Raw genomic sequence first — 25,613 nt, forward strand, 5'->3', positions numbered from 1 at the left:
GTATGTTTCCATATTCATGCATTTTTGATGAATAGGACGCTTCATTGAGGAAGTCTGCTTTTATGAACAATTTTAAATTCAGCCTTGCCTGGCAAATCTTGCTGGCGCTGGTGCTGGGCATCTTGCTGGGTAGTTATCTTCATTATCATAGTGACAGCCGTGAATGGCTGGTGGTAAACATGCTTTCGCCGGCCGGCGACATCTTTATTCACCTGATTAAAATGATTGTTGTCCCCATTGTGATCTCGACGCTGGTGGTCGGTATTGCAGGCGTCGGCGACGCGAAGCAGTTAGGCCGTATCGGTGCGAAAACCATCCTTTATTTCGAAGTGATCACTACGGTGGCTATCATTCTGGGTATCACGCTGGCGAATGTGTTCCAGCCGGGTGCCGGGATTGATATGTCGCAACTGGCCACGGTGGATATTTCGAAATACCAAAGCACGACGGCAGAAGTGCAGAGCCATTCCCATGGCCTGATGGGAACCATACTGTCACTGGTGCCGACCAATATCGTCGCCTCCATGGCGAAGGGCGAGATGCTGCCGATTATCTTCTTCTCGGTACTGTTCGGCCTGGGGCTGTCATCGCTACCGGCAACGCACCGTGAACCGCTGGTGACCGTGTTCCGTTCAATCTCTGAAACCATGTTCAAAGTGACGCACATGGTGATGCGCTATGCGCCCGTCGGCGTATTTGCCCTGATTGCCGTGACCGTGGCTAACTTTGGATTTGCCTCCCTTTGGCCGCTGGCGAAGCTGGTCCTTCTGGTGCATTTCGCGATTCTGTTCTTCGCGCTGATGGTGCTGGGACTGGTGGCGCGTATCTGCGGACTGCGGATCTGGATCCTGATTTGTATTCTGAAAGACGAGCTGATTCTGGCCTACTCTACGGCCAGCTCTGAAAGCGTGCTGCCACGCATTATTGAGAAGATGGAAGCCTACGGCGCACCGGCGTCTATCACCAGCTTTGTGGTCCCGACCGGTTACTCCTTTAACCTGGACGGCTCGACGCTCTACCAGAGTATTGCTGCGATCTTTATTGCCCAGCTGTACGGTATCGATTTGTCCCTGTGGCAGGAAATTGTGCTGGTCCTTACGCTGATGGTAACGTCTAAGGGTATTGCGGGCGTGCCGGGTGTATCGTTTGTGGTCTTGCTGGCGACGCTCGGAAGCGTGGGCATCCCGCTGGAAGGACTGGCCTTTATCGCCGGTGTGGACCGTATTCTGGACATGGCACGTACGGCGCTGAACGTGGTAGGTAACGCGCTGGCGGTACTGGTGATAGCCAAGTGGGAACACCAGTTCGACCGTAAAAAAGCGCTCGCCTATGAGCGTGACGTGCTGGGCCGTTTCGATAAAACAGCGAACCAGTAACGTCCAACAGCCGGGTGGCGCGACGCTGACCCGGCCTGCAACAGGCTAAGCCCGACTGGCGTTGCGCCAGCGGGCGTTTTACTCCCCGCTGAGGGCTTCAAACTCTTCGCACCCTGTATCAAACCCTTCTGTACAGCTCAGGTTTAACCAGTAAAGGGCTTTCTGTTTGTTAGGGGTAATAAAGCCTTTTTCGCCCTGCAGGAACACCATGCCTGCCCAGTATTCCGCGTAACCGGTGCGCGAAATGTCAGAGCTGCGTTTAAGCCACGACTCGGCTTTGGCATCGTCCTGCACAACCTCCACGCCGTTAGCGTAGATCAGCCCCAGCAGCATCTGGGCATCCACCGCCGAATCAGTATCGCTGTCACCCGTGGCATTTTGTAGCAGCTCAATAGCGCGAGGATAATCCGTCTTCCCGGCCTGGGTATTAACCAGCAGACGGGCCAGCATGATGGCGCCACGTTTGCTCCCGGCGATGGTCGCCTGCTGCGCCAGCGTTTTGGCCTGCGGGTAGTCAGCCTGCTTGAAATGAATTTGTGACAGCAGCGCCATGGCATCGACATCGCCCCCTTTGGCGGCCTTTTCGGCCCAGAAACTGGCCTTTGCGTCATCGCCTGAACTGAACCAGGTATCGGCCAGATAATACTGCGCACGCGCGTCTCCCGCTTCCGCCTGCTCTTTATACTGGCTGCCGATCTCGTCGGCGCGGGCGGAAAGGGTGAACAGGAACAACAGCAAAAAAATGGGTTTCATGGATTTTTATCATTAGGGTACATGGCGCGCAGTATAATAAAGATAGGTCTGAATGAAAAAGGGTGCGTTAAGACCTCCGCGTCCCGACAAGCCGGGCGGGTTTCCCCGCCCTTGAGCTTAACCTGCAATACAGGCTAATTTAGCCGCCACCTCCTGATGCTCACTCTTTATTGTTAGCTCGCATAACTTCCCGCGATTAATAAAGGTAAATATCACGATAGTCAGGCAAATAATGAGAACAATGCCCAACACTGATTTTAATGGCGTCATGCCTTTTACTCCTTGCGAAAGAAAGAATAAGAGGCTACTCTCAACTTGTTGGTTCGTTGAGGGCAGCCTCGGGTAAATGAAAATTTCCCGGGGCTTCTTACTTTCTGTCCCTCAATCATGCTTAAGACAGAAAGCCTTAAGCACCCGCCGCCAATCTTATCCCACTGAAATAAAATGCAAAGATGTAAATGCAGTTGAGCAAAATTACATTATTTTTGCGTAGCGCCTTCCAGAATAAATATTCACAAAGGTTATGTTTTAAATATAAATAAAAAAGGGGTGAATAATTCACCCCTTTTACTTACCATTATTTTACGATTAATTAACCCATTGCGCTTTCACGTAAACGGGCTTTGAGACGGGTGTATTCATCAATAACGTACTGCTCGGCCTGATGCTGATTTTCAATCGCCTCAACCCGTACGGCGCAATATTTGTACTCGGGGGTTTTGGTAATCGGGCTCAGGTTTTCTGTCACCAGCTCGTTACAGGCGCCAATCCACCACTGATAGGTCATATACACCGCGCCTTTGTTCGGGCGATCGCTCACCTGCGCGCGGGTAATGATCCGGCCTTTACGGGAACTGACCCACACCAGCGCTTCGTCCTCAATGCCCAGGCGGGCAGCATCTGCGGTATTGATCTGGGCGTAACCCGGCTCGTCCGCCAGCGCCGCCAGCGCGGCACAGTTACCGGTCATGGAGCGACAGGAGTAGTGCCCGACTTCACGCACGGTGGAGAGCACCATCGGATACTCATCAGTGAGCTTATCGATTGGCGCGACCCAGTCGCAGGTGAAGAACTGCGCCAGCCCGTTCGGTGTGTCGAACTTCTCTTTAAAGAGATACGACGTACCCTGATCCGCCTCTGACTCATCGCGGCATGGCCACTGGATATACCCCAGCTCACCCATTTTCTCATAGGTAGCCCCGGTGAAATCCGGACACAGATTGCGCAACTCGTCCCAGATCTCCTGGGTGTTGTTGTAGTGCATCGGATAACCCATGCGGGTGGCGATTTCACTGATGATCTGCCAGTCCGTTTTCAGATCCCACTTTGGCTCCACCGCCTTAAAGAAGCGCTGGAAGCCGCGGTCTGCCGCCGTGTAGACACCTTCATGCTCGCCCCAGGACGTCGACGGTAAAATCACATCCGCCGCCGCCGCGGTTTTGGTCATAAAGATATCCTGGACAATCACCAGCTCCAGATCCTCAAAGCCTTTACGCACCGCTGACAGCTCGGCGTCGGTTTGCAGCGGATCCTCACCCATAATGTAGGCCGCCCGCACTTCACCGTGCGCCGCACGATGCGGCAGCTCGCTGATGCGATACCCGGTGTGTTCCGGCAGGCTTTCCACGCCCCAGGCTTTGGCGAATTTTTCGCGGTTTTCCGGGAACTTAACGTACTGATATCCTGGATAGGTATCCGGCAGCGCGCCCATATCACACGCGCCCTGTACGTTATTCTGACCGCGCACCGGATTAACGCCGGCATGCGGTTTGCCCAGATTTCCGGTCAGCATCGCGAGGCTCGTCAGGGAGCGTACGGTTTCGACGCCCTGATAGAACTGGGTGACGCCCATGCCCCACAGTATGGCGGCGGATTTCGCTCCGGCGTACAGCCGCGCCGCCTGACGAATTTCCTGGGCACTCACGCCGGTTATCGCCTCGACGGACTCTGGCGTATAGCCTTCGACAATTTTCCGGTACTCTTCAAAGCCCTCAGTACGGCTGGCGACAAACGCCTGGTCGTACAGGTTTTCTTCAATGATGACGTGCCCCATCGCATTGAGCAGCGCGATATTGGAGCCATTTTTCAACGCGATATGCATATCCGCAATGCGCGCCGTTTCGATTTTACGCGGATCGCAGACGATGATTTTCGCCCCGTTGCGCTTCGCATTGATCACGTGATTCGCCACGATGGGATGCGAATCCGCGGGGTTGTAGCCGAAAATAAACACCAGATCGGTGTTATCTATCTCATTGATCGCGTTACTCATTGCGCCGTTACCGACCGACTGGTGCAGACCTGCAACCGATGGGCCGTGTCAGACGCGAGCGCAACAGTCGACGTTATTGGTACCAATAACGGCGCGTGCGAATTTTTGCATTACATAGTTGGTTTCATTACCCGTACCGCGTGACGACCCGGTGGTCTGAATCGCATCCGGGCCATACTTCTGCTTGATGGCGCTCAGGCGGCTGGCAACATAGTCCAGCGCTTCGTCCCAGGAGACGGATTCCAGCTTTCCACCGCGTTCACGCCGAATCATAGGGGTTTTCAGGCGGGGGGTGAGGATTTGGGTGTCATTGATAAAATCCCAGCCGTAATAGCCTTTCAGGCACAGCGTGCCCTGGTTGGTTTTACCCTGCGCCGCTTCCGCCCGAACGATTTTGCCGTTATCGACCACCAGGTTGATCTTGCAACCCGAGGCACAATAGGGGCAAACCGTGACGACTTTTTTCATCGGTCTCGCTCCAGTTAAACAATGCTTTCGCAGCTTGTATGCAGCTTCTATGCCATGTTTTGATTGTGGGTATTTCCTGACTTTACGGTGGATGCGCAGGCAAAACCCTGACGAAAAACAGACAATCGTCAAAATTGACGTGACGACCGCGCTGCGGATGTGACATCGGTTGAAATTCCGTAACGGAAAAAAGAAATTGGCTGGAGGCGATCGCAGAATGGTTCAGACTTAACATAATCCCCTGACGGACACATGCGATGAAACCAGCGATTCTGGTGATAGATGACGACGTTGCGGTCTGTGAACTGCTGAAAGATGTGCTTAACGAGCACGTTTTTACCGTGCATGTCTGCCATAACGGTCTGGATGGCCTGGCGCTTGCCCGGCAGGAGCCAGGCATTGCGCTCGTGCTGTTGGATATGATGTTACCGGATATCAATGGGTTGCAGGTTTTACAGCAGTTGCAAAAACTGCGAGCAGATCTCCCGGTGATTATGCTGACCGGGCTGGGCAGCGAGTCTGATGTGGTCGTGGGGCTGGAGATGGGCGCGGATGATTATATCGGCAAACCCTTTAACCCACGCGTGGTGGTGGCGCGTGTGAAAGCCGTGCTGCGCCGCACTGGTATTCTGGCGGCAGAACCTGCCATGCCGCAGGTTACCGGCGTTTCGTTTAATGGCTGGACCCTGGATACTGCCCGCTGTGAACTGAGTGACAGCCAACGTAACGTGGTGCCGCTGACGCAGGGTGAGTATGGGTTGTTGCTGGCACTGGCGCAAAATGCCCGTCGGGTCCTCAGCCGCGAACAGTTGCTGGAGCTCACGCACAGCGAAAGCGCGGAGGTATTTGATCGCACCATCGACGTATTAATTATGCGGCTGCGACGTAAAATCGAAGCCAACCCGCATCAGCCTGCGCTGATAAAAACCATCCGCGGGCTGGGTTACGTCTTTGCTGCTGACGTTTTCCACCATGACAAGGCGGCCTAAACCCCGTCCTGAAGCGATGCCTGCAACTCTGATAGCGTCTTAGCCCCGTCAATCGCATTCGCGGCGAGCAAACTCGCCCGTGCGCAGGCATGCGCGAGCTGAATGCTCGCGGGCAGTGACCATGCCTCGTGGCAACCGTATAAAAACCCTGCGCAAAAGGCATCGCCCGCGCCCACGCTGCCAACAATCTCGTCGGGCGTCAGAGCCTGCGAGGGGATCCACATGCCGGGTTCATCAGGGGTTTCGCCCCATGCCCCTTCCGGACAGTGAATCACCACTCTTTTTTGCACGCCCGCCGATAACAATTGTGAGGCGGCCTCGGCAATGTGCTGCAGGTGAGGCGCGTCCGCTTCATCGCGCATCTCCAGGCCGCTAAACTCCCCGGCTTCCAGCTCATTGATGACCAGGTAATCCACATAACGCAGGGCAGGGAGCACCAGCGGCTGATAGCGTGGATCGCCTTTACGGGATACCAGGTCAAGGGAGGTTTCGTACCCCCGATCGCGCATTTGCGAAAGCAGACGCGCGCTGCGGGTGCCAAATTCCTCGTCGGGCTGGTCAAGGCTATCGAGCAGCAACAGATACCCTAAATGGAAAATCTTCATCTCAGGATCAAGTCTGTCAAACGAGGGGAGATCCAGCAGCCGGTTGGCAGCGGGTGAGTGGAAAAAGGTACGCTGTCCGCTGGGATCGGTCATCACCTGCGACATGGAGGTAGGGGCAGAGCTGGTGCGCTGCACCTGCTGGCGATTCACGTGGTATTGATCGAGCATCGCCATGATGTAATCGCCATCGCTGTCCTCCCCGATAAGCCCGACCGCCTGTAACGGCAGGCCCGTGTGCATTTTCGCCAGCGTGAGCAGCACGTTTAACGGCGCACCGCCCGTGGCGCGCTCGCTCTGGATGATTTCGGCCAGCCAGCCACGCTCGGGCCACTGCACGATATGATGCACATGGTCGACCAGCATATTGCCTGCGGCGATCACGCCTCTGCGTTCCATTAGATCTGCCCCGCGCTGCCGAATATGCGCATCTGTGCCGAGACGGTATCGGTAATGGCCTCTTCGATCCCGAGCAGGAGTTCAGCTAATTCATCATAAACAGGTTGGCGGTGGGTGATGCGCTGTTCAACGGATGCCAGCGCCGCCTGTGACATCCCCGTATAGAAGTTGATTTTATGAATGCCGAGTTCGATGGCGCGGCGGAAATCATCATCCCCGATCCCCGACCCGCCGTGTAGGACCAGCGGGAGCCCGGTTTGCTGGCGGATGGCGTCCAGACGCGGGAAATCAAGTTTGGGTTCACCTCTGTATTTGCCGTGCGCATTGCCAATCGCGACCGCCAGTGCGTCAATGCCCGTCTGGTCGACAAAGTCACGCGCCAGGGCCGGGTCGGTGAAAAAGGCTTCGTCAGCATGGCCGTACAGCGCGCCGCCCTCATCGCCACCCACGGCGCCCAGCTCCGCCTCAACCGAGACGCCAACGGCATGACACATTTTCACCACTTCCCGCGTCTGACGAATATTCTCTTCATAGCTCAGCGTCGACCCGTCGAACATCACGGAACTGAATCCTAAGCGCAGCGCCCGCACGACCGCCTCAAAATGCAGGCCATGATCGAGATTGAGCACCACCGGAATATCGTGACGCGCGGCTTCAAACTTCACGGCTTCCACCAGGGAGTCCAGCGAAAGATACTTAAAATGCACTTCCGCGATATTGATGATAAACGGCGAGCGTTCCTGGTGAGCGGCGGCAAATAACGCGCGTAAAAAGTGCGAGTCGAGCACGTTAAATGCTCCAAGGGCATAGCGGTGCTGGCGGGCATGTTCCAGACCATCAGCGAGAGAGATCAGCGGCATATAATGCTCCTTACAGGCGAAACAGGCTGTATTCGTTACACAGCACCAGGAGGGCGGGCTCGTCTTCTTCGACAGTGTTAAAACGGGGGAGGGGCTGTAAAAAGTGGTTATCGTGCTCGTCATCGTTGACGGACGAGACTTCCCCCACCAGCACATCGCCAAATCCTCGTTCACCCCAGAAGCTGTGATACAGACCGGGCGTCAGGCAGATGCTTTCCCCTGGTGTGAGGCGCAGCTGGCTTCCGGGTGCGTGGGTCTGTCGGCAGCCGTCTATCGTGACCGTGACGTCAGTGTTTTCGATCTCTTCACGCACACCGGCATTCCACAGTTCAACGATCAGGTTTCCGCCGCCGCGGTTAATGATGTCTTCGCGTTTGCGCCAGTGGAAATGCATCGGCGTGACCTGACCGTCGCGGACATGCATGATTTTTTCGGCGTAACATTTTTCATAGGGCACGCCGTTGGGCGAGCCGTTGCGCAGCGTGAAAAGGGTTAATCCCTGGCCGGTAAAATGGTTACCGCCAAACGCGGTGACGTCCCAGCCAAGTTTGAGATCGTAAACTTCCTGCCATGCGCTCTGGTCAAGCTGCTGCCACTGGATCGGCGTGAAGCTGGCAAACGGCGGGAGATGTACATTGTGCTTCGAGAAAAACTGCCGGGTATGGCCGAGAATGTCGTTGATTTCGGAGCGTTTCATGTGGACTCCTTGGGTATGGTGCGGGTTGATGCCCTCACCCCAACCCTCTCCCAAAGGGAGAGGGGGAAAAAACACTTCACCTGATCCTTTCAACGGGAGAGGGTGAGGTCGCCTTACGCTTATGCAGGGGCAGACATCCTTCCCTCTCCCTGTGGGAGAGGGCCAGGGTGAGGGCATCAGAGCGCACCCGCGTTACTTCACGGTCCATCCCTTATACGTTCCCACGCTCTGCTTATCGATCATCGTCACCGGGATCAGCACAGGCTCTTTTGGCGCCGGCTTGCCCTGCAGAATGTCGTAGCCGATCTCCACCGCTTTCGCCGCCATCACCTGCGGATCCTGTGCGGGGGTTGCGACAAACAGGGAGTTCTCACGTTTCAACGCCTCTTCACCGTCTGGCGAACCATCGACGCCAACTATAAAGAATTCATTGCGTTGCGCCTGTTTCGCGGCCAGATCGGCACCGATCGCCGTGGGATCGTTGATGGCAAATACCCCGTCAATCTTCGGATTGGCGGCCAACAGCGCGGTCATCACCTCCAGGCCCCCTTCGCGGCTGCCTTTGGCGTTCTGGTTGTAGGACAACACCTTGATATCCGGATGGCGTTTGAATTCTGTCTGGCAACCTTCGACGCGGTTTTGCACCGCGGATACCGGCGGTCCGTTGATGATCACCACGTCGCCTTTGCCTTTCAGGCGATCGGTAATGTATTTACAGGCGATCTCGCCGGCCTGGGTGTTATCAGAAGTGATCGTGGCATCGGCACCTTCGGCCGCAACGTCAACCGCCACCACCACGATCCCCGCCTCTTTCGCCCGTTTTACCGCCGGGCCGATCCCTTTGGAATCCGCGGCGTTCAGAATGATCATGTCTACTTTTGCGGCAATAAAGTTGTCGATCTGCGCCACCTGCTGGCCCAAATCATAGCCGCTGGACACCAGCGTCACCTTGACGTTATCCCCCGCCAGTTTGCGTGCTTCCAGCTCGGCGCCTTTGGTGATCTGCACGAAGAACGGGTTAGCCAGATCGCCCACCGTCACGCCGATGGATTTCAGGTCTTTCGCCTGCACAAACGGCGTTGCGGCAAGCAGTGCGCCAGCACAGAGCGCGGTCACTAACGGCTTTAATCTCATGCGGTATTCCTCGAAGTAAGATGTTGTTGTTATGCACTTTGATGGTGTCGGGTACGGTATTTGTCGATCAGCACCGCAATGATGATCACCGCCCCTTTGATCACCAGTTGCCAGAAGTACGAAACGCCCATTAGCGTCATGCCATTATTTAACGTCGCGATGATCAGGGCACCGACCAGCGTGCCGGTGATCGTGCCGATCCCGCCGACAAAACTGGTCCCCCCGAGGATCACCGCCGCAATGGCATCCAGTTCATAGCCCGTGCCCAGATTGCCGTTAGCGCTATACAGCCGGGAGGCGCTCATAATGCCGCCAAGGCCTGAGAGCAGGCCGCTCATGCCGTAAACAAAGAGCAGTACCAGCCAAACTTTGATGCCGGTCAGGCGGGCCGCCTGCATGTTGCCGCCTACGGCGTAGATGTGAACGCCCAGCGTGGTACGGCGCAGGATGAACCAGCACAAGACGATGACGGCCAGGGCAATCACCACCAGCCACGGCACCGGCCCAAGGTAGTTATTGCCGATCCATTCGAAGCTGATATTGGAGTTAATCACCGTGGTGCCATCCGCCAGTAAATAGGCGGCCCCGCGCAGGGCGGTGTAGGTGCCCAGCGTGACAATAAAGGGCGGCAATCCGGCAAAGGCGACCAGCGCACCGTTGAACATGCCCAGCACCATCCCCAGCATTAACGCGGCGGGAATGGAGAGCATGGCAAACTCCGGCATCAGCGACACGACCATCGCCGCCACCGCCGTGGTGCCCAGAATGGACCCGACGGAGAGGTCGATACCCCCGGTCAAAATGATGAAGGTCATGCCTGCCGCCAGCACGATATTGATCGACGCCTGACGGGTGATATTGAGCAGGTTACTTTCCGTAAAGAAGTTTGGCGCGATAAAGCCAAATACCGCCACAATCAGGATCAGAATCGGTAAAATACCGACCGTTTGCATCAGATCGCTCATCAGGATTTTTTTGGCTGACGCCGATTTCGCGACCTGCTGTGGGTGAGTGGGTTGTGTCATGATTGCACCGCCTGCTGATGAGTGTCGTTCACGCCGGTTGCCAGCGTCATAATATTTTCCTGAGTGATGTTCTCGCTGTGGAGCTCCCCGGCAATGCTGCCTTCACGCATGACATACACGCGGTCGCTCATTCCCACCACTTCCGGCAGTTCGCTGGAGATCATCAGGATGGCGACACCTTTACGCGCCATCTGATTCATAATGCGATAGATCTCGCTTTTCGCCCCGACGTCGACGCCGCGGGTGGGTTCATCCAGAATCAGAATGCGCGGGCTAATCGCCACCCAGCGAGAGATCAGCAGTTTTTGCTGGTTACCGCCTGAAAGCCCGCCCGCCCGTACCTGGGCATGAGGAACACGAATATTGAGCAGGGCGATAGCATCGTCGGAAATGGTTTGCGCTTTTTTGCGATTCAGCATGCCGAACGTCGCATCGCGCTCCAGCGTCGCCATGGTGATGTTGTCCTGTGCCGCCAGTTCCAGGAACAGCCCTTGTTCTTTTCGGTTCTCGGTCAGGAAACCAATTCCGTTATCGATGGCCGCGCGGGGCGAATGGATCACGACCGGCTCGCCGTCGACTTCAATCATGCCGCCGGTGGCTTTTCGCACGCCAAAAATGAGCTGCGCCAGCTCGGAACGTCCGGCACCCACCAGCCCGGCCAGCCCGACAATTTCACCCGAACGTACCTGCAGGCTACAGGGCTGCACTTTTTTGCCATCGGTCAGGTGGTGGACGTTAAGGCGGGGGCTCCCGAGGGGAATATCGCGCTCTTTGTTAAACAGATCGCTAAGCGGCCGACCCACCATCATTTTCACTAATTCAGCGGCGTTCAGCTTGTCGCGGGTCAGGCTGCCGACATACTGCCCGTCGCGCAGCACGCTCACGCGGTCCGACAGCTCGTAGACTTCCGCCATGCGATGGCTGATGTAAATAATCGCCATTCCCTCATCGCGCAGGCGCAGGATAAGTTCGAACAGACGATGGGTTTCCCGTGAGGAGAGGGCGGCGGTGGGTTCATCCATGACCAGAATGCGGCTGTTGCGGTGCAGCGCACGGGCAATTTCCACCTGCTGCTGTTCGGCGATGGTGAGTTTCATCACCAGGTCGGTGGCTCTAAAATGGGCGCCCAGACGGTCAAGCACAGCCTGGGCCTGGGTCGCCATCTCTTTACGCTGGACCAGACCGCCGCGCGACAGCTCGCTGCCTAAAAAAATATTTTCCGCTACGGTCAGATTGGGGGCCAGCTGCATCTCCTGATAAATCAGGGTAATGCCCGCCGATAGCGCATCTTTAGGCCCTTTAATCGTAAACGGTTGACCGTCGATGATGATTTCCCCGCTGGTGGCGATGTACGCTCCGGCGAGGATCTTCATTAATGTGCTTTTACCCGCGCCGTTTTCACCCATTAATGCGTGGATTTCGCCGGGCCAGACCGTCAGATCCACACCCTTGAGCGCATGAAAATGGCCAAAGGTTTTGGCAATGTTGCGCATCTCTAAAACCGGGGTCCTGCTCATGGCGGATCTCCTGTGAAGGTCGATATCAGCACTTCATCACAGGTTGGTAAACGGACAATGTCAGAAGCTGTTCATATTTGTCATAGTTATGAATAGTTAACCGCCGTCACACTTCCCGTCTTTTCCCTTTCCCCTGTGCGAGGGGAAAAGTGAGGGCATCAAACGACCCTGGAGCCAGCCCATGCCCTCACGACGCATCCCCTTTTTTGCCAGCGCCCGTGGTCGCCTGCTTATTTTCAATCTGCTGGTGGTGGCAGTGACGTTAATGGTCAGCGGCGTGGCGGTGCTGGGTTTTCGCCATGCCAGCCAGATTCAGGAGCAGGTTCAGCAGCAGACGCTCAGCGATATGTCGGGCAGCATGAACCTGGCGCGTGACACCGCGAACGTGGCTACGGCGGCCGTACGTCTGTCGCAGGTGGTAGGCGCGCTGGAATATAAGGGAGAAGCGGAAAGACTTAAGCAGACGCAAACGGCATTACGACACTCTCTGGAACAGCTTGCCGAGGCGCCGCTGGCGCTGCAGGACCCGGCGCTGGTCGCGCGTATCATTCGTCGCAGTAATGAATTACAGCAAAGCGTGAACGGTATGCTGGAGCGGGGACATCAGCGTCACCTGGAACGTAATTCGCTGCTGAGCGGGCTTTATCAGGCGCAAAGTTATCTGCGCCACGTGCAGGATATGAATCGCCGCTTTGGCGGCAACGAACCGGATGCCCGACAGCTGGCTGAAATGGACCGGCTGATCGTCGCAGCCATTGATACGCCTTCCCCTGGCGCCATTTTACGTCAGCTTGATACGGTGATGGCCACCCTCCCGCCGTCGGCACGCCAGCCTGTAGTGAATTCCGTCCTGCCCGATTTTAATCAGGCCTTACGCGGGCTGGTGCCGCTCTCAACGCAGCTTGAGGCGAGCGATCTCGCGATTAGCTGGTATATGTTCCACATTAAGGCGCTGGTCGCGATATTAAACAGCGATATTAATCAGTACGTAGGACACGTGGCGCAGGCATCCACGTTACGCACGGCGCAAAGCCACCAGGAGCTGCGTTCGATCAGCGTCTTTATTAGCGTCTTCGCTTTGCTGGCGCTGATCATCACCGGCTGCGCCTGCTGGTATATCTATCGCAATTTAGGCTCCAATCTGACGGCGATCTCCCGGGCGATGTCACGTCTGGCGCAGGGTGAACAGGAGGTCTCCGTGCCGGCCTTGCAGCGCCGCGATGAGCTGGGTGAACTGGCGCGCTCGTTTAACGTCTTTGCCCGCAATACCGCCTCGCTGGAACACACCACCCGTTTATTGAAACAAAAAACCACCCAGATGGAAGTTGACCGGGTTGAGCGTCAGGAGCTGGAGGAGGCGCTGCTCCACAGCCAAAAAATGAAGGCCGTGGGACAACTGACCGGCGGGCTGGCGCACGATTTCAACAATCTGCTGGCGGTGATTATCGGCAGCCTGGAGCTGGTCCATCCCGACTCCCCGGATGCGCCGCGTATTGACCGGGCACGTAAAGCCGCCGAGCGGGGCGCGTTGCTGACCCAGCGCCTGCTGGCGTTTTCACGCAAACAGTCACTTCATCCCCACGCGGTAGAGATGAAACCCCTGCTCGAGAATCTGGAAGAACTGATGCGTCACTCGTTGCCCGCGACGCTGACCCTGGAGCTTGAAGCGCAGCATCCTGCATGGCCGGCCTGGATAGACGTCAGCCAGCTGGAAAATGCGATTATTAATCTGGTGATGAATGCCCGCGATGCGATGGAAGGGCAACGCGGTGCGATCCGTATCCGGACGTGGAATCAGCGGGTTACCCGCAGCGACGGGCGCAAACAGGATATGGTCGCGCTGGACGTTATCGATCGCGGCTGCGGGATGTCTCAGGAGGTGAAGTCCCAGGTCTTCGAACCGTTCTTTACCACTAAACAGACCGGCAGCGGCAGCGGGCTGGGGTTATCGATGGTGTATGGTTTTGTTCGCCAGTCCGGTGGACGGGTTGAAATAGAAAGCGCACCGGGGCAGGGGACGACCGTTCGTCTGCAGCTGCCGCGTTCCACGCAACCCGCGATATCACCGGATGAAACGCGGACGACAGCCCAAACGCAGCACAGTGACAGTGTGGTGCTGGTTCTGGAAGATGAAACCGACGTACGGCAGACGCTGTGTGAACAGCTTCACGAGCTGGGCTATCTGACGCTGGAAGCCGAATCCGGTCAGCAGGCGCTGGCGATGCTCGATGCATCGCCGGATATCGGCATTTTTATCAGCGACTTAATGCTGCCAGGCACGATCAGCGGTGCAGAGGTGATTCAGCAAGTGCGCGCCCGTTTTCCGGCAATGCCGATTCTGCTGATTAGCGGTCAGGACCTGCGGCCCGCTCAGCATTCTCAGTTACCGGACGTTGAGCAACTGCGTAAACCCTTTACCCGTGTACAGCTGGCGCAGGCGCTGCAAAAGGTGATGGCATGAACTGGTTGAAGGCCAGCGTTGCCGCCCCGTGAGCACCGTTAAATGATGACGATGATGCAGTAATAAATCGTACCGCCTCATACGGTAACGGACGGCGCAAATGTTGTTTAATCCCGGCAATCAGGGCGTCGCGCGGAAAACCGTCCATATCCATCACGCCGCCGCCGAGGATCACCGCGTCCGGATCGAACAGATTTACGCTGGTGGCAATGGCGCGGGCTGCATGATTTAAGAGCTGTATGACAAAGGGGTCATTACGCGCTGAGATAAAAATCTCTCCAATAGCATAATCTCGGGGCTGCTGTTCATACCACTGTTTCAGAGCAATACCGGAACAGACGGTTTCCAGACATCCAGGATTACCGCAACCGCAATGGCGTGACATATCGCCCTGCGGAATATGTCCAAGCTCGCCCGCCACGCCGTGTGCACCTGTCCAGGGCGCACCATTTAGCCAGATGGCAAACCCCATGCCGGTCCCGAGATAAGCCGCCAGAACCTGCTGATGCTGCAGGTTGTGCTGCATAACATCAAAAGAGAGTTGCAGGTTAACGTCACGGTAGAATTCAACCGGACAGCCCAACGCATCCGCCAGTTTGCCCGCCAGGTCCTGTCGCTCTGATGGCTGCAATGGCAGGTTTGGCGTTGAGATAATCGTGCGTTTGTCTTTGCCGACCAGTGCAGGAAAACCCATCACCAGACCCCGACAGCGAACCTGATAGTGACGAAGCCTTGCAACGATCATTTCTGCGACGCCGCACATGACGCCTGAACGGATAATGTCTGCCGTACGGTGTTTTTCACAGTGCAGCACGGTGCCCTCGGCTGTGAGCAGGCAAAAACGGATATGGGTTGCGCCCATATCTACGCCGGCGACGACATCAGGCTGTTTTTGCATGAGGAAGGGCCTCGTTCTTTGCCGACAGAATCTGTCCGGCCATCAGTTGCCATGCGTCATCGATATTCTCTGCGTGGTTGAACAGGCCTGACGTCCCGACAATAAAGACATCTGCCCCGGCGGCCATCAATTTTTTGTAGGTGCCCTGGTTGCAGGAGCCATCGATCTCAATTTCATAGCTTAGCCCTTCACGTTCACGCCAGGCTTTTAGCTCGGCAATTTTTTCCAGCATTTCCGGAATAAACGGCTGCCCGGCAAAACCAGGATCAACGGTCATGACCGTGATTTTATCCGCCTTGTGAATATAATATTTCATCGCTTCAACGGGCGTTTCGGGGTTAAGGATCAGACCGACTTTCATGCCGTTTCGGCGAATTTCGTCGATCAGGCGGAAGGCCTGGCCGTTAATTGTTTCCGGATGCAGGGTGATGAAATCCGCTCCGGCCTGCGCCAGCTGATTAACGTAGTCCTGAGGGCGCGTCACCATCAGATGGCAGTCCAGCGGCTTGGTGGCGAGCTTTTTCACCTGGCTGACAAAGAACGGTGACAGCGTCAGATTGGGCACAAAGTGACCGTCCATAATGTCGATATGGAAGTAGTCCGCGTGCTGGTCTATGAATTCGATCTGCTCTTTGAATTTCAGTAGATCCATACACATCAGGGAGGGTGAAATTTTCATCGTCGATTCCTTACTTACTGATCAATCTATCGAGGGCGACAGCGGCGATAATCAACCCGCCCATCACCACCAGCTGGTAGTAGGTTTGTACTTGTAAAATATTGAGGCCGTTATTGATGGTGCCGATGATCAGACCCCCTATCACGACGGAGAAGATGCGTCCTTTACCGCCAAAGAAGCTCGTTCCGCCGATAATGGCGCTGGCAATCGCGTAGGTTTCAAAGCCCATCCCAGCCATCGGCTCTGCCGCTCCCAGACGCGCCGTTGACACCACGCCTGCCAGCCCTGCACACACGCCGGAGATGATGAAAACCACCAGGATATGAAACTTCACGTCTATACCGGAGTAGAACGCCGAGTTCTTATTACCGCCCAGGGCGTAAATGTTGCGTCCCAGCCGCATGCGGGTGGTGAGGAACCAGAGAATTACCGCCACGACCAGCGAGAAGATGACCGGCACGGGAACACCTAAGACGCTGGCGGCAAAGAAGTTTACAAAGTCGAACGAGAAGCCGTAGACCGAGTTAGCATCGGAAATCACCAGCGTCATGCCGCGAAAAATGGCGTTTGTGCCCAGGGTGATAATGAACGGATGCAGCCCGGTCCAGTTGACCAGACAGCCGTTGATCGCCCCTAACGCACCGCCAACCAGCACGCCGCCGATGAGCGCTGCCAGGAACGGGTCGACGCCGGCCAGCATTAATTTGGCGGTCACCATGCCGGACAGCGCCAGAATTGCGCCGACGGACAGGTCGATACCTGCCACCAGAATGGCAAAGAACTCGCCCATCCCAATCAGCACCGTCACCGAACTCTGGACAAAAATCTGAGTGATATTATTGGTGGTCAGGAAATATTCCGACGACAGCGTGCCAAAGATGGCAACGATGATCGCGAGGATGAAAAAGGTGCCGTACTTGTCCCAGAACAGCGCGAAATTAAATGGTTTTTTTTCGCCCATATCGCCTTTCACTCTTGTGGTAATGCCCATGCCATAATCTCCTCTTCGCCCATGTCGTCGCGATTGGTCAGGATTTGCGTCAGTCGCCCTTCGCAGAACACGGCGATGCGGTCGCAGACGGCGATAATTTCAGGAAGTTCGGATGACACCATCAGGATGACCTTGCCCTCGTCAGCCAACTGGCGCATCACCTTATAGATTTCGGCCTTTGCGCCGACGTCGATGCCGCGGGTAGGTTCATCAAATATGATGACGTCCGGGTTGCAGCACAGCCATTTGGAAATCAGCACCTTTTGCTGGTTTCCGCCGGAGAGCTCAGTGATGTTTTGCTCCACGCTATGGCACTTTAACGCCAGCAGCTGGCGCTGCGTTTCAGCAGTTTTGCGCTCTTCATGTTCGTGAAACAGGCCCATAGCGCCTTTGTAGCCGCCCTTTTTCAGGCTCAGGCTGATCGCCATATTCTGAGCAATAGAGAAGTTGGGGAAGAAGCCGTTTTCCCGCCGACTTTCTGTGATGTAGGCCATCCCCTTTTTCAACGCATCCAGCGGCGAGTGTGGGGAGACGGTTTTACCGTTGAGCCGGATTTCCCCGCAAGCACGTTTATCCACGCCAAAGAGGCAATCCATCAGCTCGGTGCGGCCTGAACCGACGAGTCCTGCGAAGCCAAAGATTTCACCGCGGTTCACGCTGAACGAGATATCACGTACTTTTTTCTTATCCCGGCTGGTGACGTTTTTCACCTCGAACACGGTATCGCGTTCGAGATTACCGGTACTTTCTTTCATGGCGTTAAAGCGGTTTTGCAACTCGCGGCCCACCATCAGGCGCACAATATCGTCGTTTGTGACATCACTCACCATGCCCGTGCAGACGCTGCTTCCATCTTTCATCACGGTAAAGCGGTCGCAAATGCGGCGAATTTCGGCGAGCTTATGCGAGATATACACAATTGCTGTGCCCTCTTTACGCAATTGATTCATGATCAGGAAAAGATAATCCACCTCTTTATTGGTTAAAGAAGACGTGGGCTCATCCATAATGATCGCTTTTGCGTTAAGCATTAATGTTTTAGCAATTTCCAGCATTTGCTTGTGGCTGATGGATAAATTCGCCACCTTTTCATCTAAATCAACTTTCAACCCGACGCGTAAAAGCATCATTGCGCCGCGAATACGCATCTCTTTCCAGTCGATGATATTGACGCCACAGACTTTTTTCGTCAGGTGACGACCAATATATAAATTCTCCAGCACGGTTAATTCATCGATAACGCTGAGTTCCTGGTAGATGATGCCAATACCCAACTGTGCTGCCATTTTATGGTCGAGCTTGTCGTAATTTACCTCATTGATGGTAATAGTCCCTTTGGTCGGTTCATGTATTCCCGACAATACTTTCATTAAGGTTGATTTACCGGCACCATTTTCTCCTAATAACGCATGAATCTCGTGGGGATAAATAGTTAAATCAACCGACGTTAATGCGTGAACCGGACCAAAGGATTTGCCGATCCCCGCCATTGAAATATATGGCGTGACCATGTTGACTCCTTATGTTTTCCCCTCTCCCTGTGGGAGAGGGCTGCGGTGAGGGCATCTGACCGCACCGCATTTCGTTTATTTCGTCACGAGCACCGAATCTACCAGTTTAAATTCTGGCGTTTTGTCCAGCGGGATCACTTTACCGGTTTTCGCCGCATCCACCATGAGCTTCAGGCCCGTGGCACCGATATCCGCTGGGTTTTGTACGACGGTGGCGGTCATTTGCCCGGCGTCGACCATCTTACGTGCTTCAGGAATGCCATCCGTGCCAACGACCAGTACTTTTCCCGTTTTACCGGCGTTTGCCACCGCCTGCGCCACGCCCATTGCCATGGTGTCGTTTGCGCAGTAGAAGGCTTTCAAATTCGGGTTGCGTTGCAAAACGTTAGTGGCAACGTCCAGGGCTTTAATACGATCCCAGTCCGCAGGCTGGCTGGCAACCAGTTTGATTTGGCTGGCTTTTTTGAAGGTTTCTGTGGCGCCATTGCGGCGAGCCTCCCCCGATGCGTTACCGGCTTTCCCTTCAATAATGGCGACTTCACCGCCCTGCACACCGAGTTTATCAATGATAAAGCCTGCACCTTTTGCCCCGACGGCCACGTTATCCGTCGTGACAAAACCTTCTACGTTACCACCGGCTTTTTTCAGGTTATCCATATCGATTTTTTCATCGAGGTTGACCAGATAAATGCCTTTTTGCCAGGCGCGTGAGACGGGCATCACCAGGTTAACCGAGGAGAGTGGGGCAAAGGCAATGCCTTTGTATTTCTTATTACTTAAGTCTTCAAAAAGCTGTAGCTGCGACTGAAAATCACCCTCTGTCGGCGAAGCGAAAATATCAACACTTACCCCCAGAGTTTTTGCTTCATCTTCGATCCCTTTCTTCATATCCACCCAGAATGGATTATTCAGCGTTTTTAACACGACCGCATATTCTGCGGCAGCAAACGCGCTGGTGGATAACATTAAGCCCATAGCGGCGCCGCTGAAATATTTCAGATATTTATTCATAGCAGTGTTCTCAATGTAGGGTATATTTATGTTGATCCCGCATGTGCGGGATCAACCTTTTATATTTACTTCAGAGCGCCAGGGGAGAAAAAATCCACAATAGCGCCGGTTTTTTGCATGTTGAGTGTGGCCTGTTCAATATTCTGTTGTGCAACGGAAACAAATAAAGCATCTAATAGTGTGAGTTGTAATATACGCGCGGAGGCGTTACGCCCTAATAAAGGGGTCTCTGGTGCTGGCGAACAAATAATATAATCAGCGAGTTTGGCAATGGGCGAATGATAGCTATGGGTGATGCAGATAATTTTCGCGCCGTTCTTTTTTGCGAGCTCTACTGCGGCTTTCACATCGCTGGTGCGTCCGGAGTGGGTTACCACTAACACGACATCCCCCTCTTTCAGCAGCGATGCTGACATCATCATGATATGGGCGTCCTGATAGGACTGGCAACGCACGCCGATACGTAAAAACTTGTGCTGGATGTCGGCGCAAATGGCGTTCGAGCCGCCGACGCCGTAAAGATCGCGCTGGTTAGCCTGAGCAAAGAAACGCGCTGCGCGGTGAATTTCATCCACATTAACAATCGACTGGCCTTCCATAATAGTGCGAAGGGTAATGTTGAACACTTTATTCACCACATCCTGTGGCGCTTCATCAAAGGCAAGCTCAGTAGGGAGCACCTGCTCGGATTGCGAGAAGTAGTCCACAAGCGCAGCGCGCAGATTACGAAAACCGCTAAAGCCGAGCAGCTTGGCCACTTTGACGATCATCGCTTCCGAAACCATCAGCGTTTCGGCAACGTCTTTAATTGCCGATATTCCGCTCAGGTTACCTGGCTGAAGCAGCCAGTCGACAATACGGCTCTCGTTGTCGGTCATCCCTTCCTGTTTCATGCGCAGGAAAGGTGCCAGACCGATGCCATTCGGCAGCTCTTTTTCAAATTCTGACTGACTCATCGCGCTCTTTTGTCCTTAAAAATGAAGACATCACTATATCACCACAACCGTCCTGGGAAATATGCTGTCAACTTCACAATATTTATAAATTCATAAAGTTTTATTGGTTGTGAAGTTTTAAGGTGAGTTGTATTTATATATCCATTATAAATCAATTGGTTAATTTGTTTTCTGTTTAGTGGGCCGAGGCAGAGAGTCAAACTTCACCACTGTGTCAGGGTTGAAATGCGATCCTCTGAGGTGTAGAACACGCGCAGAACTCGATGGTTTTGTGGTTTTATTGCACAGCTAACCGGTCTTAAATCACAAAACTCATCGAGTTCGTAAAGTTAACCCACTGAGAGGCAAATTATGAAACGGATAGCGTTTGGCTGCGATCACGTAGGTTTTATACTGAAAGACGACATTCTGGCCCATCTGCGTGGGCGTGGCCTAGAGGTGGTGGACAAAGGCACCTGGTCGCCGGAACGCACCGATTATCCGCATTATGCCAGCGCTGTTGCGGCGTCCCTTCTCGACGGAGAGGTTGACGGCGGCATTCTGATCTGCGGTACCGGCGTTGGGATCTCTATTACGGCCAACAAATACCCCGGCATTCGTGCGGTGGTATGTAGTGAGCCTTATTCAGCGCAACTTTCAAGGCAGCATAACAACACCAATATCCTGGCATTTGGCTCACGAGTTGTAGGCCTTGAGCTGGCAAAAATGATTGTCGATGCCTGGCTTAATGCGGACTTTGAGGGTGGGAGACATCAGTTAAGAGTGGAAGCGATAGAGGCGATTGAACAAGCACAGAAATGAGATTCCTCCGCTACCTCTCTTTTGCGTCGATCTTTACCGTAAAGCCAGTACCCCTGTGAGACTGGCCTTATGAAACGCTACTCTACTGCTCTGCTCTATACCCTTTTAACGTTAACCTGTCCGCTGGCGCATGCCGACATTGTGGATGATGCCATCGGCAACATTCAGCGGGCGATTAACGATGCCTATAACCCCGACAGCAACCGCAGCAGCAATGATGACGATCGCTATGAGGATAACCGTCGGTCGGATAGCCGCCAGTATGACGATCGCCGCAGGCAGCTGGAGGACAGGCGTCGGCGGTTAGATGAGCGTCAGCGTCAGCTTGATGAGGATCGGCGTCAGTTAGAGAATGATGAAAGACGGTTAGAGGACGATTACGATAGAAGGTGAGTGCGGTCTGATGCCCTCACCCCGGCCCTCTCCCACGGGAGAGGGGGAAAAGATCAAGATGACCTCTGCGGTTTGATGCCCTCACCGCGGCCCTCTCCCACGGGAGAGGGGGAAAAGATTAATATGGCCTATGCGGTCTGGTGCTCTCACCCCGAACCTCTCCCACGGGAGAGGGGGAAAAGATAAAAGATCACCTCTGCGGTCTGGTGCCCTCACCCCGACCCTCTCCCACGGGAGAGGGGGAAAATCAAGGGCATACCTCAATCCAGCATGAGTCGCATCCCGTCATAGCCGGCTTCGAAGCCCGGCGGCAGCGGATTATTCATCATCCACACGTCAAATTGATGGCTGATGTGGGTGAGGATGACCTGCGGGCACCCTATCACCTGGTTCAGTGCAATCACGGTATTCAGGTCGCAATGGTTGGCCGGTGGGGTGTCGCGCGGCGCATGGCTGCAATCGATGACCATCGCTTGCGGCTGGTTATTCAGCAGAAATTTCACCGTTTTGTCCGGCAGCCCGGCAGTATCCGATAACCACGCCACGCGGCTGTGTGCGCTCTCCAGCAGATAACCAAAGGTGAGCCTGGAATGGTGAAGCGGCAGCGGCGTCACGCGTAATCCTTGCAGTTCAAACATCACAAACGGCGCAAGGGTATGGCTGAAATCAAGAAGGCCGGGGTGCTTGTATAAATCGTCGCAGCCCGCGTCATCCGGTGGCCCGTAGACCGGAATGGTCGCGCCCACGCCCCAGCGGAGCGGGAAAAGCCCCTGCACATGATCCATGTGATAGTGGGTGAGCAAAAATTGCTGAAAACTTCCCGCAGGCCAGTCGTCCATCAGCGTTGGGATGCCGGCGTCCAGCAGCGTTACCGCATCGTTGAATTTCACCACCGCGCTACAGGGCCGACGTCGGTACTGTTCCTGTAAACGTGCGCGACGACACGCCGCGCAGTCGCAGCCAAACACTGGCACCAGTTGGGCACCGCCCGTCCCGGTTAGCGTGATAGTCAGACTCATTACGCACCTCTACAGTGGTTTAGTGAACCGGTAATGGCTTTGCGTATATCCTTCACGAACATAAAAACGGTGGGCATCCACGCGTTTTACACTGGTGGAAAGCTCGGTCATTTCTGCTCCGGCCTCGCGCGCCACGTTTTCCGCCCAGGCCAGCAGCTGACTTCCCACCTTTAAGCCCCGCACCTGCGGCATCACCACCAGCTCCTGGATCTCGCCGATCCACCGGGCATGGTGCAGGTGAAACTGCATATGCAGGCCGATCAGGCCGATCGCTTGCCCGTCCACTTCGGCAAGCTGATAACGCATATTGTGATCCTCAAGATTGGCAAGATAGCCCGCGTGAAAGGCCTGATGATCCAGTTCACTCTGTTTAAGCTCGCAAATCAGCGCGTAAACGATCGTGGCATCTTCAGCGGTGGCGGGACGAAGCTGGCAATCAGGCATGCTGTTTCTCCTTCTGACGGATAAGCGATAAAAAGTTATCGACTGACTGTAGCAAACTTCCGTCGTTATTGAGGAGATGGCAGTTCGATGGGGTATAGCGCGCTGCCCGTTCAAGCCGCAGGTCGATCTCTTTGGCGTTTTCGCGCCCGCGGCTTTGCAGGCGCTGGCGAAGCACCGCCGGTGAAACCTGCAGGCAGACCGGCAACAGGGCGGCTTCATAACGGGCGCGGGCCTGTGGCAGATGCGCGCGCGAGCCATTTACCAGCACGTCAAAACCGGCGTGTAACCACAGGTCAATCTCAATACCCACGCCGTAGTAAAAACCGTTAGCGTGCCAGCTCAGTGCCAGCAGATTTTGCCCGGCGCGGGTGAAAAACTCCTGCTCGCTCAGGGCAATATGGTTCTCACAGCCCGCATGGGCGGCGCGGGTGATGTAGCGGTGCGCGACTAACAGCGTGGTATGTTCCTGCTGACGCAGCGCCGACAGCAGGCTGTCTTTACCCGAGCCAGAAGGCCCCATAAGCCAGATCAGTTTTCCCATCAGAACACCCTTTTTCCCTGACGCCAGACATGGTCGATATGGACGTGCTCGCCTTTACGGTGTGCGAGGACCAGATCGGCGCGTTTACCTTCGCCGATCGTGCCGCGATCGTGCAGATTAAGCGCATCGGCCGGGTTTTTTGTCACCAGACGAATCGCCTGCGATAGCGTGAAATCGTTAGACTCGTCATCGGCAACGCGGAAGGCGGCATCCAGCAGGCTTGCCGGGTAATAATCCGACGAGAGAATATCCAGCAGGCCAAGCGAGGCGAGCGAACTGGCCGCCACGTTGCCGGAGTGGGAGCCCCCGCGCACAATGTTTGGCGCACCCATCAGGACGTTCATTCCGTGACGACGTGAAGCCTTCGCGGCTTCAAACGTGGTGGGAAATTCGGCGATCACGCTGCCAAGCTGACGGGATTCAAGGACATGTGCGTCGGTGGCATCGTCATGGCTGGCGAGGGCAATATTCCGCTCGCGGCACAGGGCGGCAATCGACAGGCGATTGGGCTGTGACCACTGTGCCGCCAGGGCGAGCTGCTCTTCTTCGTAGCGGGCCATCTCTTCATGACTGAGAGAATATTTTCCCTGATAATATTCACGATACTTCTCAATATTGGCGAACTGCCGCTGGCCGGGGGAGTGATCCATCAATGACACCAGCGACACCGGCTCGCGTCCCACCAGCTTTTCAAACAGCGGCAGGGTGGTGTGATGCGGCAGCTCGCAGCGCAGATGCAGGCGGTGTTCGGCACGATTAAGACCGCGTTTCTGCGTCTCTTCCACTGCGTTGATCATCTTTTCCAGGTTTTCCAGACGATCGCCGCCGTCGCGGACATCACCAATCGCCACGGCATCCAGCACGGTGGTAATGCCGCTGGCGACCATCAGCGCATCGTGGCTGCTCATCGCAGAATGCGCAGGCCAGTCAACCCTGGGACGCGGGGTAAAAAACTTATCCAGGTTATCCGTATGCAGTTCAATAAGCCCGGGCAGCAGCCAGCCGCCTTCGCCGTCCATCGCCTGAGGCGATCGGCTCTGGGTTTCGGCCCAGGCACGAATCTCACCGTCCTGGATCTCGATTGATCCCCCGATCACCTCATTTTCCAGTACCAGCTTCACGTTGTTGATGATCATGATGCAACTCCCATTGCATGAAGACGATCCGCCACGCGCTCACGCACGGTTGCGTCATGGAAGATCCCGACGATCGCCGCGCCGCGTGCTTTGGCCTGCTCAATAAGCTCAACGACGGCCGCGCTGTTTTTACTGTCCAGCGACGCGGTGGGTTCATCGAGCAGTAAAATGGGGTAGTCAACGATAAAGCCCCGGGCGATGTTGACGCGCTGTTGCTCACCGCCGGAAAAGGTCGACGGAGCCAGATGCCACAGACGTTCCGGCACGTTCAGGCGGGTGAGTAAGTGCGCCGCTTTCGCCGCACAGGCGTCGCGCGGGACGCCCAGATCCAGCAGCGGCTGCATCACCACATCCAGCGTCGAGACTCGCGGGATCACCCGTAAAAACTGACTGACCCAGCCGAGCGTCTGGCGACGGACTTCAAGCACTTTACGTGCGGGGGCCTGCACCAGATCGACCCATTCATTGCCATGACGAAGATGGATATGGCCCTCGTCCGGCAGATAGTTAGCGTACAGGGAGCGCAGCAGCGTCGATTTGCCGCTGCCGGAATGGCCGTGCAACACGACACACTCCCCCCTGTTCACCTCCAGAGAGGCGTTCTGTAACACCGGCAAGCGCACGCCGTTTTGCTGGTGGAGCACGAAGGTCTTACTGACATTTTCTACGCGGATCATGGG

General features: G+C 55.3%; 25 protein-coding genes. 5 read left to right on the top strand and 20 right to left on the bottom strand.

The window, feature by feature from the left end; genetic code table 11:
* Positions 1-62 precede the first annotated feature (62 nt).
* Complete coding sequence (gene gltP / locus LZP96_RS06145) at positions 63-1,376, top strand: glutamate/aspartate:proton symporter GltP (protein ID WP_064324463.1); 1,314 nt, start codon at positions 63-65, stop codon at positions 1,374-1,376.
* A 78-nt stretch (positions 1,377-1,454) separates the two neighbouring features.
* Here the strand turns inward: gltP and LZP96_RS06150 are convergent, their stop codons facing one another.
* The 3 genes from LZP96_RS06150 to fdhF form a co-directional block, all read right to left on the bottom strand.
* Positions 1,455-2,129 (bottom strand): tetratricopeptide repeat protein, encoded by a 675-nt coding sequence (locus LZP96_RS06150; protein WP_064324464.1) that lies wholly within the window; start codon positions 2,127-2,129, stop codon positions 1,455-1,457.
* Between the two features lie 117 nt (positions 2,130-2,246).
* The gene (locus tag LZP96_RS06155) at positions 2,247-2,399 is read right to left on the bottom strand and encodes a Hok/Gef family protein (protein ID WP_064324465.1); all 153 of its coding nucleotides are present in this window, start codon (positions 2,397-2,399) and stop codon (positions 2,247-2,249) included.
* A gap of 322 nt (positions 2,400-2,721) precedes the next feature.
* Complete coding sequence (gene fdhF / locus LZP96_RS06160; protein ID WP_082904904.1) at positions 2,722-4,869, bottom strand: formate dehydrogenase subunit alpha; 2,148 nt, start codon at positions 4,867-4,869, stop codon at positions 2,722-2,724.
* A 257-nt stretch (positions 4,870-5,126) separates the two neighbouring features.
* Between fdhF and LZP96_RS06165 the strand changes: the two genes are divergently transcribed.
* Positions 5,127-5,858: a response regulator gene (locus LZP96_RS06165; protein WP_064324468.1), complete on the top strand. Its 732-nt coding sequence runs from the start codon at positions 5,127-5,129 to the stop codon at positions 5,856-5,858.
* On the opposite strand, the gene LZP96_RS06170 is transcribed toward LZP96_RS06165, so the two are convergent.
* The 6 genes from LZP96_RS06170 to LZP96_RS06195 form a co-directional block, all read right to left on the bottom strand.
* Positions 5,855-6,859, bottom strand: coding sequence for a carbohydrate kinase family protein (locus LZP96_RS06170; RefSeq protein ID WP_064324469.1), 1,005 nt, complete (start codon positions 6,857-6,859; stop codon positions 5,855-5,857). The two genes, LZP96_RS06165 and LZP96_RS06170, sit on opposite strands and share 4 nt — an antisense overlap.
* Positions 6,859-7,719, bottom strand: coding sequence for a ketose 1,6-bisphosphate aldolase (locus LZP96_RS06175; RefSeq protein ID WP_064324470.1), 861 nt, complete (start codon positions 7,717-7,719; stop codon positions 6,859-6,861). The genes LZP96_RS06170 and LZP96_RS06175 overlap by 1 nt, the downstream gene beginning before the upstream one ends.
* 10 nt (positions 7,720-7,729) lie before the next feature.
* Entirely contained in the window at positions 7,730-8,416 is a 687-nt protein-coding gene (locus tag LZP96_RS06180; protein ID WP_064324471.1) for a D-lyxose/D-mannose isomerase, read from the bottom strand.
* A 192-nt stretch (positions 8,417-8,608) separates the two neighbouring features.
* Positions 8,609-9,550, bottom strand: a complete 942-nt coding sequence (locus tag LZP96_RS06185) for an ABC transporter substrate-binding protein (protein ID WP_064324472.1) — start codon at positions 9,548-9,550, stop codon at positions 8,609-8,611.
* Between the two features lie 29 nt (positions 9,551-9,579).
* Positions 9,580-10,575, bottom strand: coding sequence for an ABC transporter permease subunit (locus LZP96_RS06190; RefSeq protein ID WP_064324473.1), 996 nt, complete (start codon positions 10,573-10,575; stop codon positions 9,580-9,582).
* Positions 10,572-12,092, bottom strand: a complete 1,521-nt coding sequence (locus LZP96_RS06195; protein ID WP_064324474.1) for a sugar ABC transporter ATP-binding protein — start codon at positions 12,090-12,092, stop codon at positions 10,572-10,574. The genes LZP96_RS06190 and LZP96_RS06195 overlap by 4 nt, the downstream gene beginning before the upstream one ends.
* A 181-nt stretch (positions 12,093-12,273) precedes the next feature.
* Here LZP96_RS06195 and LZP96_RS06200 point away from each other — a divergent pair, with 181 nt between their 5' ends.
* Entirely contained in the window at positions 12,274-14,553 is a 2,280-nt protein-coding gene (locus LZP96_RS06200) for an ATP-binding protein (RefSeq protein ID WP_064324475.1), read from the top strand.
* Here the strand turns inward: LZP96_RS06200 and alsK are convergent.
* From alsK to LZP96_RS06230, 6 genes are all read right to left on the bottom strand, one after another.
* Positions 14,507-15,451 carry an allose kinase gene (alsK, locus tag LZP96_RS06205; RefSeq protein WP_064324476.1) on the bottom strand — a complete coding sequence of 315 codons (945 nt, stop codon included), beginning with the start codon at positions 15,449-15,451 and terminating at the stop codon, positions 14,507-14,509. The genes LZP96_RS06200 and alsK overlap by 47 nt on opposite strands.
* The gene (gene alsE / locus LZP96_RS06210) at positions 15,435-16,130 is read right to left on the bottom strand and encodes a D-allulose 6-phosphate 3-epimerase (RefSeq protein ID WP_064324477.1); all 696 of its coding nucleotides are present in this window, start codon (positions 16,128-16,130) and stop codon (positions 15,435-15,437) included. The genes alsK and alsE overlap by 17 nt, the downstream gene beginning before the upstream one ends.
* 10 nt (positions 16,131-16,140) lie before the next feature.
* Positions 16,141-17,121 carry a D-allose ABC transporter permease gene (alsC, locus tag LZP96_RS06215; protein ID WP_258925741.1) on the bottom strand — a complete coding sequence of 327 codons (981 nt, stop codon included), beginning with the start codon at positions 17,119-17,121 and terminating at the stop codon, positions 16,141-16,143.
* Complete coding sequence (gene alsA / locus LZP96_RS06220; RefSeq protein WP_064324479.1) at positions 17,100-18,632, bottom strand: D-allose ABC transporter ATP-binding protein AlsA; 1,533 nt, start codon at positions 18,630-18,632, stop codon at positions 17,100-17,102. The genes alsC and alsA overlap by 22 nt, the downstream gene beginning before the upstream one ends.
* Before the next feature lie 75 nt (positions 18,633-18,707).
* The gene (gene alsB / locus LZP96_RS06225) at positions 18,708-19,643 is read right to left on the bottom strand and encodes a D-allose transporter substrate-binding protein (RefSeq protein ID WP_064324480.1); all 936 of its coding nucleotides are present in this window, start codon (positions 19,641-19,643) and stop codon (positions 18,708-18,710) included.
* A gap of 65 nt (positions 19,644-19,708) precedes the next feature.
* Positions 19,709-20,599 carry a MurR/RpiR family transcriptional regulator gene (locus LZP96_RS06230; protein WP_064324481.1) on the bottom strand — a complete coding sequence of 297 codons (891 nt, stop codon included), beginning with the start codon at positions 20,597-20,599 and terminating at the stop codon, positions 19,709-19,711.
* Positions 20,600-20,950: 351 nt separating this feature from the next.
* Between LZP96_RS06230 and rpiB the strand changes: the two genes are divergently transcribed.
* The gene (gene rpiB / locus LZP96_RS06235; protein WP_064324482.1) at positions 20,951-21,400 is read left to right on the top strand and encodes a bifunctional allose-6-phosphate isomerase/ribose-5-phosphate isomerase RpiB; all 450 of its coding nucleotides are present in this window, start codon (positions 20,951-20,953) and stop codon (positions 21,398-21,400) included.
* 69 nt (positions 21,401-21,469) lie between these two features.
* On the top strand, positions 21,470-21,793 hold the full coding sequence (yjdP, locus tag LZP96_RS06240) for a DDRRRQL repeat protein YjdP (protein WP_064324483.1): 324 nt from the start codon (positions 21,470-21,472) through the stop codon (positions 21,791-21,793).
* A gap of 260 nt (positions 21,794-22,053) precedes the next feature.
* Here yjdP and phnP read toward each other — a convergent pair whose 3' ends face one another.
* From phnP to phnL, 5 genes are read right to left on the bottom strand one after another with little or no spacing between them, the layout of a single operon-like run.
* Positions 22,054-22,812, bottom strand: coding sequence for a phosphonate metabolism protein PhnP (gene phnP / locus LZP96_RS06245; protein ID WP_064324484.1), 759 nt, complete (start codon positions 22,810-22,812; stop codon positions 22,054-22,056).
* 9 nt (positions 22,813-22,821) lie between these two features.
* Positions 22,822-23,256 (bottom strand): aminoalkylphosphonate N-acetyltransferase, encoded by a 435-nt coding sequence (gene phnO / locus LZP96_RS06250; protein ID WP_064324485.1) that lies wholly within the window; start codon positions 23,254-23,256, stop codon positions 22,822-22,824.
* On the bottom strand, positions 23,249-23,800 hold the full coding sequence (gene phnN / locus LZP96_RS06255) for a ribose 1,5-bisphosphokinase (RefSeq protein WP_087892543.1): 552 nt from the start codon (positions 23,798-23,800) through the stop codon (positions 23,249-23,251). Before phnN ends, phnO begins: the two co-directional genes overlap by 8 nt.
* Positions 23,797-24,933 (bottom strand): alpha-D-ribose 1-methylphosphonate 5-triphosphate diphosphatase, encoded by a 1,137-nt coding sequence (gene phnM / locus LZP96_RS06260; protein ID WP_064324487.1) that lies wholly within the window; start codon positions 24,931-24,933, stop codon positions 23,797-23,799. The genes phnN and phnM overlap by 4 nt, the downstream gene beginning before the upstream one ends.
* A complete protein-coding gene (gene phnL, locus LZP96_RS06265; RefSeq protein ID WP_064324488.1) occupies positions 24,930-25,610 on the bottom strand; it encodes a phosphonate C-P lyase system protein PhnL in 681 nt (226 codons plus the stop codon). Before phnL ends, phnM begins: the two co-directional genes overlap by 4 nt.
* Positions 25,611-25,613 lie beyond the last annotated feature (3 nt).

This window comes from Huaxiibacter chinensis (assembly GCF_022171985.1).
Classification (GTDB): Bacteria; Pseudomonadota; Gammaproteobacteria; order Enterobacterales; family Enterobacteriaceae; genus Enterobacter; species Enterobacter chinensis_A.

What these genes read in the sequence shown, in the direction of transcription:
- gltP (WP_064324463.1), top strand. Translation starts at nt 63, where the DNA reads ATGAACAATTTTAAATTCAGCCTTGCCTGGCAAATCTTGCTGGCGCTG.
- LZP96_RS06150 (WP_064324464.1), bottom strand. Translation starts at nt 2,129, where the DNA reads ATGAAACCCATTTTTTTGCTGTTGTTCCTGTTCACCCTTTCCGCCCGC.
- LZP96_RS06155 (WP_064324465.1), bottom strand. Translation starts at nt 2,399, where the DNA reads ATGACGCCATTAAAATCAGTGTTGGGCATTGTTCTCATTATTTGCCTG.
- LZP96_RS06165 (WP_064324468.1), top strand. Translation starts at nt 5,127, where the DNA reads ATGAAACCAGCGATTCTGGTGATAGATGACGACGTTGCGGTCTGTGAA.
- LZP96_RS06170 (WP_064324469.1), bottom strand. Translation starts at nt 6,859, where the DNA reads ATGGAACGCAGAGGCGTGATCGCCGCAGGCAATATGCTGGTCGACCAT.
- LZP96_RS06175 (WP_064324470.1), bottom strand. Translation starts at nt 7,719, where the DNA reads ATGCCGCTGATCTCTCTCGCTGATGGTCTGGAACATGCCCGCCAGCAC.
- LZP96_RS06180 (WP_064324471.1), bottom strand. Translation starts at nt 8,416, where the DNA reads ATGAAACGCTCCGAAATCAACGACATTCTCGGCCATACCCGGCAGTTT.
- LZP96_RS06185 (WP_064324472.1), bottom strand. Translation starts at nt 9,550, where the DNA reads ATGAGATTAAAGCCGTTAGTGACCGCGCTCTGTGCTGGCGCACTGCTT.
- LZP96_RS06190 (WP_064324473.1), bottom strand. Translation starts at nt 10,575, where the DNA reads ATGACACAACCCACTCACCCACAGCAGGTCGCGAAATCGGCGTCAGCC.
- LZP96_RS06195 (WP_064324474.1), bottom strand. Translation starts at nt 12,092, where the DNA reads ATGAGCAGGACCCCGGTTTTAGAGATGCGCAACATTGCCAAAACCTTT.
- LZP96_RS06200 (WP_064324475.1), top strand. Translation starts at nt 12,274, where the DNA reads ATGCCCTCACGACGCATCCCCTTTTTTGCCAGCGCCCGTGGTCGCCTG.
- alsK (WP_064324476.1), bottom strand. Translation starts at nt 15,451, where the DNA reads ATGCAAAAACAGCCTGATGTCGTCGCCGGCGTAGATATGGGCGCAACC.
- alsE (WP_064324477.1), bottom strand. Translation starts at nt 16,130, where the DNA reads ATGAAAATTTCACCCTCCCTGATGTGTATGGATCTACTGAAATTCAAA.
- alsC (WP_258925741.1), bottom strand. Translation starts at nt 17,121, where the DNA reads ATGGGCATTACCACAAGAGTGAAAGGCGATATGGGCGAAAAAAAACCA.
- alsA (WP_064324479.1), bottom strand. Translation starts at nt 18,632, where the DNA reads ATGGTCACGCCATATATTTCAATGGCGGGGATCGGCAAATCCTTTGGT.
- alsB (WP_064324480.1), bottom strand. Translation starts at nt 19,643, where the DNA reads ATGAATAAATATCTGAAATATTTCAGCGGCGCCGCTATGGGCTTAATG.
- LZP96_RS06230 (WP_064324481.1), bottom strand. Translation starts at nt 20,599, where the DNA reads ATGAGTCAGTCAGAATTTGAAAAAGAGCTGCCGAATGGCATCGGTCTG.
- rpiB (WP_064324482.1), top strand. Translation starts at nt 20,951, where the DNA reads ATGAAACGGATAGCGTTTGGCTGCGATCACGTAGGTTTTATACTGAAA.
- yjdP (WP_064324483.1), top strand. Translation starts at nt 21,470, where the DNA reads ATGAAACGCTACTCTACTGCTCTGCTCTATACCCTTTTAACGTTAACC.
- phnP (WP_064324484.1), bottom strand. Translation starts at nt 22,812, where the DNA reads ATGAGTCTGACTATCACGCTAACCGGGACGGGCGGTGCCCAACTGGTG.
- phnO (WP_064324485.1), bottom strand. Translation starts at nt 23,256, where the DNA reads ATGCCTGATTGCCAGCTTCGTCCCGCCACCGCTGAAGATGCCACGATC.
- phnM (WP_064324487.1), bottom strand. Translation starts at nt 24,933, where the DNA reads ATGATCATCAACAACGTGAAGCTGGTACTGGAAAATGAGGTGATCGGG.
- phnL (WP_064324488.1), bottom strand. Translation starts at nt 25,610, where the DNA reads ATGATCCGCGTAGAAAATGTCAGTAAGACCTTCGTGCTCCACCAGCAA.